Source organism: Vibrio rhizosphaerae (genome assembly GCF_024347095.1).
GTDB lineage: Bacteria > Pseudomonadota > Gammaproteobacteria > Enterobacterales > Vibrionaceae > Vibrio > Vibrio rhizosphaerae.
Map to the genome: position 1 here is coordinate 118,517 of NZ_AP024904.1, position 14,256 is coordinate 132,772.

The window sequence follows — 14,256 nt, forward strand, 5'->3', positions numbered from 1 at the left end:
TCTTGTCTATATAGACTTGCAGAGCCCCTAGGGTAATGCGACGGGGTTCGGTTTTGTTTTTCTATATGCTTTATCTTTTGGTAGGGTGTGTGTCCTCGTCAGGGGTTCTTTGGCTAAACTGGTCGGTGGTTTTTTATTTTGTCATATCAAGCTAGTCGTTTAGTCTTCGTTGACTCGACCTCGTAAGGCTTTCTTTTGTCCCATCTTCTTTTTAGTATTTATGCGCTTGAGTTTTGATGACCAGGTTGGCTTGGTCGCTCGCCGACGCTTTTGTACCACCATGACGGATTGGATCAGTCCCTTGAGGCGTTCTAATGCATCAAGTCGGTTTTGTTCCTGAGTTCGATAGGTTTGTGATTTGATCACGACAACGCCATCTTTGGTAATTCTAGAATCACTGAGAGCGAGTAATCTTTCTTTGTATACTGAGGGTAAACTCGAACGTTGAATATCAAAACGTAAATGAATGGCTGAGGATACCTTCTGCACATTTTGCCCACCGTTCCCCATGGCTCGGATAGCAGTCATTTCAATTTCCCATTCTGCAAGAATGACCGTATTAGAGATAGTTAACATGCTTTAGGCTTCGCTGATGGCTATTTTATTCGCAATAATATCGTCATTTGAAACGCAACAGTAGCTTTAAATGCGCTTATCCGAGTATTCTCTGCTTCTTGAGTTGTTGTTTCGCGAGATTAAGCCGTTCGGCTGAAGCGACCCTGAGTCTGGGTTTCTTTTCCAGCTTGGTGCTGAGTTTGAGGTATTCCTGCTGAGGCAGAGACAACCGTGTGAGAATATTGGGTAGGCGTTGGTTAATCTCTCCGGTAAAAATAATGCAAAAATTCCCTTTACAATCGAACAGTGTTCAATTAAATTTTATCCATCAATTGAACGCTGTTCAATTAAATTGGAGAATAAGTATGAATAACGCTACCACTGTCAGAGGCTTTGTCACCTTCCTATGGGTTGCCTTCATGAACGCTTTTGTCGATTTAGGCCATAAAATCGTCGTGCAGAATACCCTGTTCAAAACATTGTCAGATCACCAGCAGGTGCTGATGACTGCGATCGTCAATGCACTGATTCTGCTCCCTTTTGTATTACTCTTTACCCCATCCGGCTACCTGTCGGATCGTTATGCAAAAACCAAAGTGATGAAAATCAGCGCCTTATGTGCGGTATTCATCACCCTGATGATTACCCTCTGCTATTATCAGGGCTGGTTTTATGCATCCTTTGCCCTGACGTTTATTCTCGCAGTGCAGAGTGCGCTCTATTCTCCGGCAAAATATGGTTACATCCGAGAGCTGGTCGGCGCAGAAAAACTCAGCAACGGCAACGCCTGGGTTCAGGCGGTTTCAATGATTGCCATTCTTGCTGGGAGCGCCGTCTTTTCCGCACTGTTCGAACTGAAATTATCCCCTGAAACCCCGCTTCAGCCGGGGGCGATTCTTCAGGACATCGCCCCATTAGGCTGGTTACTGGTCATTGGTTCTCTGATCGAGTGTCTGCTGGCTTTCCGCTTACCGGGAAAAGATCACTTACGGGGACACACACCTCAGGATGGCGCCCGGCCTCAGATACAAGAACCCGTATTTATCTGGAAAGATTACATTCTGGGTAAAACGTTAGGCCGGAATCTCACCCTTCTGTTTCAGAAAAAAGCGATTTGGCAATCAGTCATCGGCTTAACCTTGTTTCTTTCGATCAGTCAGGTAATGATTGCTGCTTTCCCAGCCTACGCCAAAAGCCACCTTGCTATGGATAATACCTTTATCATTCAAAGTATTATTGCGATGGCGATTGTCGGTATGATGCTTGGTTCTTCATTTGCTTCAAAACACTCCGTCAATCACATTAATCTGGCACTGATCCCCGCTGGTGCTCTGATTATCTGTGCCGGACTATTTCTGCTGCCACAGGTCACCTCATCGGTTTTGCTTGGCGGTATTTTCCTGACTATCGGTATCGGCGGCTCATTTATGCTGGTCCCGCTCAACGCATTAATTCAGTTCCACGCGAAAGAAGACCAGATCGGTAAAATTCTGGCCGGAAATAATTTCATTCAGAATGTCGGCATGTTGTTATGTTTGGCAGTCACGGTCGCGTTCACAACGCAGGAACTCGATGTCAGCTATATCTTGTGGGGATTATTCGGCCTTGGGGCTTTGGTTGCGTTGGCAGCCATCATTCTGCTACCGGAAGTTCTGGTCCGTTCGGTGATGACCAAATTACTCGGCCGCAAATACCGTCTGCAAGTGTTGGGGTTCAACAATCTGCCGGAAGCCGGTCAGGGAACGCTGCTGCTCGGTAATCATATCAGCTGGCTGGACTGGGCAATTGTGCAGATGGCATCCCCGAGACGTGTACACTTTGTTATGGATCAGACTATCTACCAATGCTGGTATCTCAAATGGCTGTTCGATCTGTTTCAGGTGGTTCCGATTGCTCCCGGCAAAAGCCGTGAAGCATTAAACAAGATAACGGACCTCCTGAATCAGGGTGAAGTGGTCTGTCTGTTTCCTGAAGGTCGTATCAGCTATCTTGGTCAACTGGGAGAATTTAAAAAAGGCTTTGAACGTGCCTGTCAGGATGCCCGTGGTGTGATTATTCCGTTCTATCTGCGCGGGATGTGGGGAAGTTTCTTCTCCCGTTCCAGCAAACGTCTGGCAAAAGTGAGAAAAACCGGGATGAAAAGAGATGTCATTATCGCATTCGGAACCGCGATGGACATCCATTCAACCGCCACGGAAGTGAAACAGAAGGTATTTGAAATGTCCGTCGCAACCTGGAATGAATATGCCGACACGCTGGGAACGCTTCCTGAAGCCTGGATCGCAACGGCGAAAAACCATCCCGGTCAGTGGGCAGTCGCGGACAGCAACGGTCAACCAATCACACATAGCCGCTTTCTGGTCGGCAGTCTGCTGCTCAAGCGTAAACTTCAGCATCTGCCGGGACAGAATTTAGGCTTGCTGGTCCCGACTTCCAGTGCCGGGCTAATGAGTAATCTGGCAGCGATGATGGCGGGGAAAACCGTAGTCAATCTCAATTACACGGCTTCAGCGGAAGCGCTGCGCAGTGCAAAACACAATGCGGCAGTGGAAAGTATCGTCACTTCCAGACGCTTTCTCGCCAGACTGGAAAAACGCGGCATTGACTGCCAGACCCTCCTTGACGGCTGTCGTGTACTTTATCTGGAAGATTTCAAAGCCAGTCTCGGCCGGCCCGCACAACTGATGATGTTATTGGCGGTCAAAACACTGCCTGCCAGTTGGATTAGCCGATTACTCTGTCAGCAACAACAACGGGAAGATACCGCGGCAATCCTGTTCTCTTCGGGAAGTGAAGGCGTGCCAAAAGGCGTCATGCTCAGCCACAAAAATATTCTGGCCAATTTACGTCAGGTTTCGGATGTGCTGAATATCCGCAGCAACGATAAAATCATGGCGACCCTGCCACTATTCCACGCATTTGGTCTGACAGTCACCGGCATGTTACCGCTGATTGAAGGGATTCCGGTCATCTGCCACCCGGATCCGACCGATAGCCTGAATATTGCCCGTTCAGTCGCCAAATATGAAGCCACCCTGATGTGTGCAACCTCGACATTTTTAGGCATGTATCAGCGTAACCGTCGCATCAATCCCATGATGTTCAACTCACTCAGAGCTGTGGTATCCGGTGCTGAAAAATTAGACGCGAAGATCAAAGCCGCATTCCAGCAGAAATTTATGGTGCCTGTCCTCGAAGGCTACGGTACCACCGAAACCACGCCGGTTGCCAGCGTCAACCTGCCGGGGCATCTGGTTCGTCGTGAAGGCTTTATTCAGGAAGCCGCCCGTGAAGGAACCGTTGGTCTGGCACTTCCCGGAACCACATTTAAGATCGTGGATCCTGTGACACTGATGCCGTTACCTGCCGGTGAAGACGGACTGATCCTGATCGGTGGCGCTCAGATCATGCAGGGCTATCTCAATGACCCGGATAAAACGGCCGAAGTTGTCGTCGAACTGGACGGCCAACGTTGGTACAAAACCGGAGACAAAGGTCATCTGGATAGTGACGGCTATTTAACTATCGTTGATCGTTATTCACGCTTCGCCAAACTGGGTGGCGAGATGGTAAGTCTTGGGGCTGTTGAACAGTGTGCCCGTGAACTGCTCGATCAACCGGAATCCGGACTGGTTGCCGTGAATCTGCCGGATGAGAAGAAAGGAGAACAGATCATTATGCTAGTTGATCTGAATTTAGAACCGGCTGAAGTGAAAAAAATCCTGATCCAGAAAGGAATGCCGTCTCTGATGCTGCCAAATAAAATCATGCAAGTCGCCAATATTCCCCTCCTGGGCAGCGGCAAGCTCGATTTCTCCGCCGCAAAAAATCTGGCACTGGCGCAAATAGGATAAATAGCACAAAACGTCAAATAGATAGGTGAACATAATGAAAATAAAAAAAATCAAAGAATTAGAATACATTTCAGACATGGCTGATCTCGCTGTCCTTGCACTGTCTTCAATCTTGCTGGCTGACTATAAAGGCGTGTCTGCTTTGCAAAAAGGGATTATCGAGATCAGTAGAAAAGCAGAACAGCTGATAGAACAGGAAACTTGCATGGAACAGGAGATATAACAAATATCCAGAAGAGAATAAGCAGGACACGCACCTCAAGGAATGGATTTACTTCTGGTGTGTGTCCTCGTAATATCAAAGTATGGGCCCCACTCATCAGAGTTATTACCTCTATAATGGAAAGAGTTCAACCCGACAGCATAGTTACTACCAAGCCACGCTCCGTCACCATTGCCACTGCGCATAGGGTTACCGCGCATTTCAACGACCCCACCGGTAATCTGACCCTAGGGGAGGCAGGGGGAGAAGAGGATTGCCAAACCCGGTCTGCTGTTAACTGATATCTTGTCCGTTGCTGGCAATGACTTTTTTGTACCAGTAGAACGATTTTTTCGGTGTCCGGTTCAAGGTGCCTTGGCCTAAATTGTCACGATCAACATAGATGAAACCATAGCGCTTACTCATTTCGCCGGTGGATGCCGCCACTAAATCGATGCAGCCCCACGGGGTAAAGCCCATTAACGGCACGCCATCGTGCATGGCATCACTCATGGCCTGAATGTGCTGGCGCAGATAGTCAATCCGGTAGTCATCGTTGATGTTGCCGGTTTCATCCGGGGTATCTTTGGCACCTAAACCGTTTTCGACCAAAAAGAGCGGTTTCTGGTAGCGGTCATACAGGGTATTCATGGTAATTCTCAGTCCGAGCGGGTCGATCACCCAGCCCCAGTCGCTGGCGGGTAAATGCGGGTTGCGAATCGACTTCACCACGTTGGCGGCACTGGTGTTACCGTCATTCATATCGGCAGATGCACAGCGCGAGGCGTAGTAACTAAAGGAGATGAAATCGACGGTATGTTTGAGAATCTCAAAATCTTCGGCTTCGGTTTGCAGTTGTACCCCTTTTTTCTCGAAGACCTGCTGGCTGTAGGCCGGGTAATAACCGCGAGACTGAACATCGATAAAGAATAAATTTTCGCGGTCTTTCTCCATCGCGATAAAGACATCTTGTGGCTTGCAAGAATAAGGGTAGAAGTTACCCCCGGCGAGCATACAGCCGACTTGGTTTTGCGGGTCAACTTCATGGGCGATTTTGGTCGCCAGTGCGCTGGCAACCAGCTCATGGTGCGCCGCTTGGTATTTGACCTGATCGTGGTTTTCACCTTCTTGGAACAATAATCCGGCCCCCGAGAACGGGCTGGCCAGTAAGATATTGATCTCATTGAAGGTCAGCCAGTATTTGACCAGACCGCGGTAGTGTTCGAAACAGGTGCGGGCATAACGCGTAAAGAACGCAATCATCTTGCGATTACGCCATGAGCCATACTGGGTGACCAGATTCATCGGTACATCAAAGTGGCATAACGTCACCAAGGGTTCGATGCCATACTTGTGGCATTCCTGAAAGACGTTTCGGTAGAAATCTAAGCCGGCTTGATTTGGTTCGGCATCATCGCCATTGGGGAAGATACGGCTCCATGCAATGGAGAGGCGGAACACTTTTAACCCCATTTCCGCCAGCAGGGCAATATCTTCACGGTAGCGGTGATAGAAATCGATGGCATGATGGCTGGGATAGAATTCATCCTCACTGAGTGTGACGCTGGAGACTTGCCCCAGTTTAATCGGCAGCCGGTTTTCACCGTATGGGATCATATCCACGGTGGTTAATCCTTTACCGTCCGCAAGGTAGGCCCCTTCAGACTGGTTGGCGGCAATCGCGCCTCCCCAGAGAAAATCTGGTGGAAAATGCAGATCAGACATGTGTTTCCTCTTCAATGATCCAAGCCATCCGGATGCACAGATGACTTGAATCGCTTTAATACGGTTTAAGCGGTTGCTTGGGGTGATGTCACTTTGCCATTGTCAGACGGGCTGGCCGCAGATTGTGGCTCAGTGCTGACCATCTGGTCATCATCGACTTGCGGGTCATCTTCAAAGCCGAGTACCAGCGTCAGAATGAACGACAACACAATCGCAAGAGCAATCAGCCCAAACACCCACACAATACTCATCGGGTCGTTGACATCAAAGAACTGCACGCTGGTAAACAGGCTCGGTGACGCCATTGAGTGACTGGCTAAGCCGCCCATTCCGGCGAGTGCTCCGACGACGAATCCTGTAATCATGGTCGCAATCAGTGGCCGTTTCAAGCGGACGAGGACCCCATACAGCGCCGGTTCAGAGATCCCGGCAAAAATAGCAGAAGCGCCGGCTGCGAGTGCGGTCTGTCTGAGTGCGGTGCTCTTGGTTTTATAGGCGACGGCTAAACATGCGCCGCCCATGCCTAAATTCGCGCCGATTTCAGACGGCATCACCATACCTTCACGACCTGTTTCAGCAATGGTTTGGATAATGGTCGGGGTAAACACGCGGTGCATCCCGGTGAGCACCAATAGCGGCCATAATGCCCCCATAATTGCCACAGATAACCAGCCGAGTGTGCCGTGAATGGTATACACTACCGCTGAAATAGCCGTCCCGATCCAGATGCCGACCGGGCCAATGATCACAATCGCAATCGGTGCGGCAATCAATACGATCAGCATCGGCTTGAGGAAGTTTTTGGTTACCACCGGCGTAATCCGGTCTACCCAGCGTTCAATGTATGATAACACCCAAGTCATCACCAGTGCCGGAATGACGGTGTAGGTGTATTTCACCGCAGTAATCGAAACCCCGAACAGATCAACTTGCTGGCCTTGTGCTGCCTGAGCCATTAAGTTGATAAAGTTGGGATGAATCAGCACCCCGGCTATTGCAATCGCCAAGGACATATTGGTTTTGAATTTGATTGAGGCGGAAGCAGCAACCATCACTGGCAGGAAGAAGAATGCCCCGTCACCGATAGCTTTGAGAATGATCAATGTCGAAGCGTTCGGCTCAACCCAACCGCTCATTTCTAACACCATCGCTAACAGCTTGACCATCGATCCGCCGATAATCGCCGGAATGAGCGGCGACATGGTGCCGACAAGGGCATCGAGCATTTTTGCGCCGATAACTTTGGCAGTCAGTTTCTGTTTGTTCTCTGTTGCAGAAGGAGCGGTGGGAGATGTGCCATCAAGGTCAATCAATGCCATGACTTCTTTGTATGCAACGGCCACTTCGTTACCGATGATCACTTGTACTTTATCGCCGTTATCCACAACACCCATGACACCTTGGGTTGCTTTGAGTTGCGCGATATCAACCAAGCTCGCGTCGTTGAGCACAAAACGTAGTCGTGTCATACAGTGGGTCAGGGCGGAGACGTTGTCTTTTCCTCCCACGTTGGTCACAACGGATTGAGCGATTGTTTTGTAATTATTGGACATTTGAATCTCCCGGAAACTCTTCCCTGCCATGTTCATTGATGATTCGAGCCGCTTGTGGATCGCACAAGTTCAGCAGAAAAAAACGCATTTATTTTGTTATTGGATGAGTTGCGTAAGTGGCTTTACACTGATTTAAGTTACGGGTAACATGTTACCGGTAAACTTGGTTGGGTAAACCCTAATTTACAAGTGAATTTTAAAAATGGGATCACGCGCAAGTTTGTTATGAGGATTGAATATGTCAGGTAGTAGTATCGTCGTGATGGGGGTTTGTGGCTGTGGGAAAAGCACCGTTGGTGCGCGGCTGGCAAACCGACTCGGACGTAAATTTATTGATGGCGACGATCTTCACCCCAGAGCCAACATTCAGAAGATGGCAGCAGGGCAACCGTTAGACGATACTGACCGTCAGCCGTGGCTGGAAAGAATTCGCGATGCCGCCTATAGCCTCGAGAGTAAAAATGAACACGGTGTATTGGTCTGTTCGGCATTGAAAAAAGCATATCGTGAGCAAATCCGGGAAGGGAACCACAATGTGACATTTGTCTTTCTCGATGGTGATATGGATCTGATTCTAACGCGGATGCGTCAGCGGCAAGGGCATTTCATGAAAGAAAATATGGTAAAAAGTCAGTTTGATACGCTGGAGCGACCGGATCACGAACCTCAGACATTTATTGTCAGTATTGAAGGCAGTATTGAACAAGTGGTCGAGCGGATTGTTGCTGCACTTGAGGCGGCGTAACGCGCTGAATGAGAGATGCCTTCGTTTAAATACTTTCCCCTTCGCGAATGATATAGCCCATATCAATAATGGGCTGCGCGATGGGTTCATTTTTGAGCCTTGCGATGATGAGTTCAGCGCTTTTCTGACCGATATCAAAGCGGGGCGTATCGACACTGGTGATTTGGGGGCGAATCGTTTTCCCGATATCCAACGCGTTATATCCCACAATCGACAGTTGCTCAGGAACTTTGATACCACGCTGTTGCGCGGCAAATAAGGTGCCGATGGCGATATCGTCGTTGGTACAAAACACACCATCCAGATCTGGATATTGCCGGAGAGCCCGTTCAAGTAAATTTTCTGCCAGTGAGAAGCTAGAGTGCTCACTGGTGAGAATATGTCTGGTGGTCAGCCCGGCTTCTTGCATGGCTTTGTCATAGCCAAGCATCCGCAAATGGGTTCGGGTATCCAGACGGGCCCCGAAGTAAGCGATCGAGCGTTTTCCCGCGGCAATCATCCGCCGTACGACCTGATAAGAGGCATCCAGATGATCCAATCCGACCACCATATCAATCGGAGCCGGGGGAAGCTCCATGGTTTCAACCACAGGGACGCCGGCATTGTGGATCATCTGTAAGGTTCTTGGGGTGTGATTGCTGGCGGTGAGAATTAACCCGTCCACCTGATAGGAGAGCAGCGAGGCGATTTTGCGTTCTTCTTCTTGTTCGTCATAACCAAAGTGAGCCAAAAGTGTTTCATAGCCATTGGCTTTGGTCACATTTTCGACCCCTTGCATAAACGACGCGAAAATCTGGTTCGACAATGAAGGCAGCAACACGCCAATGGCATTACTGGAAGCGCGAGATAACATGGCTGGTGCCCGGTTTTCGATGTAACCGAGCTGTTCAATCACCGCAGCGATTTTTTCTTGAGTCTTTTTTGCCACTGATTCGGGATTTCGCATGTAGCGGGAGACGGTCATTTTCGTTACGCCGACCGCATCGGCTACGTCTTGTAAGGTGGTGCGGCTCTTTTTCGGTTTTGGGGGCATAACAGTTGCTTTGGTCATCGTGTTTTGGTCAGCCTAGCGAAGTCAATTATCCGCTTTCATCGGTTTCAGGTTTCAATCGGGAGTCATCTTACCCTGCGTTTGCTTGTGATAGAAGTACTGGTGGTTGAGAACGCTATCTTAATCATTCTTCCATCAATGATTTTCTTTGTTGAGTGGTTGATTTGAATTGAATTCGCTTGATTTCAGGCACTCTGAACATTTACTCAACGGTAATTTCCACTCGTTCTTTTCCTCGTCCCGGGTTTTTTCGTCGTAATTTGATCTTGCCAACCTCAGACGTTCTGCGGATATGCGTGCCGCCGCAGGGGACTTCGGAGAATCCGTCAATTTTCCAATATCTGCGCTCTTGACTGATATCGGAAAAGCGACTTTCAATGGCAAGATCAGCATCAATGATTGCTTGCACTTGCTTTTCTATCTCTTCAGCTAATTTTCCAATATTGCCGTCATAATAAAAATCGATCCTGCTTTTGTCTGCGGCAATATGTGCCCCTATTTTTTCGATGGTGAGCTGCTGATAAAAACATTCAAGGACCAACTCAGCAGCAAAGTGAAGCTTCATCAGCGCATATCTTCGGGGCCAGTTGATTTGTGTGATGACACTGTCTCCAACGGAGAAAGACGGGGCAGACTTGAGAGTATAAAAAATCCGTTTGCCTGCTTTCTCGGCATGAACAACTTCAATGCCACCGATGGTGCCGTGATCGCTTTCCTGACCGCCTGATTCTGCATAAAAGATCGTTTCGGACAATTCAATCATTTGACCATCGATATTCGTCACGTAAGAGGTTAATTCTGATTGATAGGGGTTTTCCCAGAATATTTTCTTAGTCATGATTTACCTTCTAAAATCCATTTCTAAATAAAACCAATGATGATGCCTTTGTTATCGCAATTGAGTCAGTAATTCGCCGTCGGATAATAAATAATGTTGTGGAAAATGACGCGATCATTACCAATATTTTATATGCATTCAGTTGTGTTTCATTAAACCGAATCCCTTGTCCTTCCCTCAAAACATGTCAGGCGTCATCACAGTGAATCGCCATTCGACCCGTCACGCTGTTTGATCTAAAGTTAGCCCCTTTTCGTGTCTTATGCGACGTAAGTTTTGGCTTACAGCTTGGTTTATTTTACATGCTAATTGTCAATAGAATAATTAATTCTCATCCAATATGTTTTAAATAGTTATGCTCATCAAATGAGACGTTAGTGCATTGTTCATTATTTCTGTCAGAATAATACAGGCCGTGTCTGGTTAAAAAATACAGGAGAAGAATGGACAAGATCATCGCATTAATTAAACGAGATCCGTTAAGAGTCGCGGCACTCGAATATGTGTTTGAGTTGGGCCTACCGCAATGTTATATCGCAGCGGGTTTCGTCCGGAATTTAGTTTGGGACTCACTACATCATTTCAAATCAGCAACGCCCTTAAATGATGTGGATGTGATCTACTTTGATCCTGATGAGTCTGATTCTCACGCCTATTTGAAATACGAAGCACAGCTAAGAGGTTGTATGCCTCAGCTGAACTGGCAAGTGCGTAATCAAGCGACAATGCACGAGCGTAATGGTGACCAACCTTACCAAAGTTCAGTGGATGCGATGCGTTATTGGCCGGAAAAAGAAACGGCAGTTGCAGTTCGTCAAACCGGTCTCAATCAATATGAACTTGTTGCTGTGTTTGGGGTTGGATCTCTAGTGAGAGGATGTATCACGCATAACCCTAAAAGGTCACGAACAATCTTTGAAACTCGTGTTCATTCAAAAGGCTGGTTAGTTCGATGGCCTTGTTTGAAAATTGCGCCCTAATAAAAATCTCAATGGATGCCTTGCCATGTTACATACCCCTCGCATCGATTCCTATAGCGCTACAATCGCTTCTATCTCGATTTGCAGATCTGGGTGAATGAATTGTGACACCTCAACCAGAGAGCAAGCTGGGAGGTGTCCTTCATAGAATTCAAACAACTGTTCCCGAATGGTTGCTAACTGGCTGATATCACGGACAAAGATTGTCAGTTTGACCAGATCACTTTTTAAGCGCTGCTCACAATTCAAAATTGTTGCGATTTGATTCAGGATCGCCTGACTTTGTTGCGGCAGATCCGATGATTGCGCCTTTGTGCCATACGCAGTCAACCCTGATATATACAGGGTTTGATTATGTTTGGTTGCGTGAACGTAAGGACCGGCAATTTGCGGTAATCCTTCATAATGAATTCTTTCGACCATTTTTCCTCTTCAAACTTAAGCCCAAATGCTAAATCACTTGTTCAAGTGACATGGTGGAACAAAACCGATTAGAGATAGGTGAAAATCTCAACAAAAAAGAAGCGAGTCAACAATGAGAAAAAGAATGTCCAACAAGTGTTACCTTGCCTCTATTTTTGCCATTAAAGGTATAGAAAAAAACACGGATGGACTACGTTTTATATGGTACGCGTATGTTTTGTTTGTTTTTGTTTTGAATGGTGTTGTGATTCATCAAAGTATGACGATCATCATTGTTATGTGTCGGAAATAGGCAGATAAAGTTAAGACACTTTTTCATATGAAAATATATCGTCACTGAACAGATGCTCATTAGGGAATATGTTTCATCACCTCAGTTAAACAAGGTGTGTTTATGTTTAAAAATCTATCATTAAAAAATAAATTAGCAATATCTGCCAGCATTGCCATTGTTGTTGGCTGCATATTGGTCGAGATCATTTCATTTAATGCCTCCTTGGATCGATTATCCGTTTCGGTCGAACAGCGCTTACGAAGTACCAGTGCTTCTTATAATCAATATGTGGCTGACTGGCTTAAGGCGAAAGAACTGGCTTTGACTTCTCTGTCTGAAGAAATTCAGGAAGGGGCTATTGTCGCTCATTTGAAGCAGATGAAACGATCTGCGGGGTTTGAGAATGTATTTCTCGCCTATCCTGACGGCAGTCAGAAAAATGCCAATGGCGTCGTGTTACCACCGGGCAATAATGATCCCAGAAAATGGGGCTGGTATATCAATGCGAAGAAAAATCCGGATAAAGTGTTTATGGATAACCCGACGGTTGCCGCAGCCACCGGCAAGAATGTCGTATCGATGGGGAAGGCTGTGAATCTGTTTGGTTCTGAGTTGGTCCTGGGGATTGATATTGAGCTGAATGACATTCTCAATAGCCTGAAGCAGGTAATTCTACCGGGTGATGGCTATATGTTTATCGCCAATAAGACCGGGCATATCTTCACTCATCAGGATGTTTCTTTACTGAATCAGCCAATTGATAAGCTGGGGATTCCTTTTGCGGATGTGCAGAGTATTGTCCGCTCGGGTCAAGATGAAGTGATTGATATTCAGGGTAAAAAGTATGTGGTCTATGCCCGGGCGATTCAAGGCAGTGATCTGATTACAGTGGCGGTGATTGAGCAGCAGTCTTTGGTCAAGCCACTTTATAATACCTTGTATAGTCAGCTTGCAGTCACTGGGGTGCTGGTCTTGCTCGGTGTCGCTTTGTTTAACTGGATTTGTAATATTTTGTTCCGTCCGTTGAAGCATGTGGCTGAAGCATTGGAGCAAATTGCAGGCGGCAGCGGTGATTTGACGCAGCGTATAGAGATCCGCAGCAATGATGAAGTGGGGAGAGTGGCACATGGATTTAATACTTTCGTGGATAGTCTGCAACAGTTAATTGGTCATATTCGTCAGCAATCCGACGCATTGACCGTGATGTCGCAGAAGAGTACTGAACGGGTCAATCAGACCGCAGAGGAGCTTGCGGTTCAGCAGCAGGAAATCACCCTGGTTGCAACTGCCGTGACGGAGATGGCTTCTGCAACTCAGGAAATTGCCTCTCATGCCGAACAGACGGCTCACTCAGCGCAGAGTTCTTCTGAGAGTACGCAACACGGGCATCAGTTGGTCATGAATACCAGAAAATCGATCAACCACCTGGCGAGTGAAGTGACCCAAGCCAGCTCAGTGATTTCTGAGCTCGATCAGCACTCAGCGGAAATTTCAGCGGTGCTGAGCACCATTCAGGGAATCGCTGAACAAACCAATCTGTTAGCCTTGAATGCAGCGATTGAGGCGGCTCGTGCCGGAGAGCAGGGCCGTGGATTTGCGGTGGTGGCGGATGAAGTTCGAATGCTTTCTCAGCGGACACACACTTCAACCGAAGAGATTAAATCCACCATTCAAACCCTGCAGGAAATGACCAAAAGAGCGGTCGGTTTCATGGAAAATAGTGCCAAACTGGCCGAAAGCTCAGTTCAGGATGCCGACCATGCCAGTCAGGCTTTAGAGGAAATTCTGACGGCTGTCGGTCTGATTAGTGATATGGCGACGCAGATTGCCACCGCAGCAGAAGAGCAGACCCATGTGACCGGTGAGATTACTCAAAATATAACCGCGATTAAAGATGTGACTGAGGGATTAGCCAGTGGCGCTGAATCTGGGTTGCATCAGACCAATGAAATGAAAGATCAGGCCATCGCCCTGAATTCGAAAGTGGCGACGTTTAAGTTGGACTAAAGTTACGATTGCAGCCTGAAAAAAACCACATGGGTCTCCATGTGGTTTT

The 14,256-nt window shown here is 47.5% G+C and carries 11 protein-coding genes; 5 read left to right on the top strand and 6 right to left on the bottom strand.

Going from position 1 to position 14,256, the window contains the following annotated elements:
• Positions 1-159 precede the first annotated feature (159 nt).
• Positions 160-576 (bottom strand): alternative ribosome rescue aminoacyl-tRNA hydrolase ArfB, encoded by a 417-nt coding sequence (gene arfB, locus OCV37_RS15750; RefSeq protein ID WP_038180158.1) that lies wholly within the window; start codon positions 574-576, stop codon positions 160-162.
• 344 nt (positions 577-920) lie between these two features.
• Here arfB and OCV37_RS15755 point away from each other — a divergent pair, with 344 nt between their 5' ends.
• Together OCV37_RS15755 and OCV37_RS15760 are read left to right on the top strand one after the other, a co-directional pair.
• Positions 921-4,409 (top strand): acyl-[ACP]--phospholipid O-acyltransferase, encoded by a 3,489-nt coding sequence (locus tag OCV37_RS15755; RefSeq protein WP_038180161.1) that lies wholly within the window; start codon positions 921-923, stop codon positions 4,407-4,409.
• Positions 4,410-4,443: 34 nt separating this feature from the next.
• Positions 4,444-4,632, top strand: coding sequence for a hypothetical protein (locus OCV37_RS15760; RefSeq protein WP_038180166.1), 189 nt, complete (start codon positions 4,444-4,446; stop codon positions 4,630-4,632).
• A 273-nt stretch (positions 4,633-4,905) separates the two neighbouring features.
• On the opposite strand, the gene ascB is transcribed toward OCV37_RS15760, so the two are convergent.
• Positions 4,906-6,336: a 6-phospho-beta-glucosidase gene (gene ascB / locus OCV37_RS15765; RefSeq protein ID WP_038180167.1), complete on the bottom strand. Its 1,431-nt coding sequence runs from the start codon at positions 6,334-6,336 to the stop codon at positions 4,906-4,908.
• Positions 6,337-6,401: 65 nt separating this feature from the next.
• A complete protein-coding gene (gene ascF, locus OCV37_RS15770; protein WP_038180315.1) occupies positions 6,402-7,889 on the bottom strand; it encodes a PTS cellobiose/arbutin/salicin transporter subunit IIBC in 1,488 nt (495 codons plus the stop codon).
• A gap of 238 nt (positions 7,890-8,127) precedes the next feature.
• Between ascF and OCV37_RS15775 the strand changes: the two genes are divergently transcribed.
• The gene (locus OCV37_RS15775) at positions 8,128-8,634 is read left to right on the top strand and encodes a gluconokinase (protein ID WP_038180168.1); all 507 of its coding nucleotides are present in this window, start codon (positions 8,128-8,130) and stop codon (positions 8,632-8,634) included.
• Positions 8,635-8,659: 25 nt separating this feature from the next.
• Here OCV37_RS15775 and OCV37_RS15780 read toward each other — a convergent pair whose 3' ends face one another.
• Together OCV37_RS15780 and OCV37_RS15785 are read right to left on the bottom strand one after the other, a co-directional pair.
• Positions 8,660-9,667, bottom strand: a complete 1,008-nt coding sequence (locus OCV37_RS15780; protein WP_038180169.1) for a substrate-binding domain-containing protein — start codon at positions 9,665-9,667, stop codon at positions 8,660-8,662.
• A 220-nt stretch (positions 9,668-9,887) separates the two neighbouring features.
• Positions 9,888-10,523: an alanine--tRNA ligase-related protein gene (locus OCV37_RS15785; RefSeq protein ID WP_038180170.1), complete on the bottom strand. Its 636-nt coding sequence runs from the start codon at positions 10,521-10,523 to the stop codon at positions 9,888-9,890.
• A 443-nt stretch (positions 10,524-10,966) separates the two neighbouring features.
• On the opposite strand from OCV37_RS15785, the gene OCV37_RS15790 reads away from it, so the two are divergent.
• Entirely contained in the window at positions 10,967-11,503 is a 537-nt protein-coding gene (locus tag OCV37_RS15790; RefSeq protein ID WP_038180171.1) for a nucleotidyltransferase family protein, read from the top strand.
• Positions 11,504-11,554: 51 nt separating this feature from the next.
• On the opposite strand, the gene OCV37_RS15795 is transcribed toward OCV37_RS15790, so the two are convergent.
• Entirely contained in the window at positions 11,555-11,926 is a 372-nt protein-coding gene (locus tag OCV37_RS15795) for a RidA family protein (RefSeq protein WP_038180174.1), read from the bottom strand.
• Between the two features lie 394 nt (positions 11,927-12,320).
• Here OCV37_RS15795 and OCV37_RS15800 point away from each other — a divergent pair, with 394 nt between their 5' ends.
• Complete coding sequence (locus OCV37_RS15800) at positions 12,321-14,207, top strand: methyl-accepting chemotaxis protein (RefSeq protein WP_038180176.1); 1,887 nt, start codon at positions 12,321-12,323, stop codon at positions 14,205-14,207.
• The last annotated feature ends 49 nt before the right edge of the window (positions 14,208-14,256 follow it).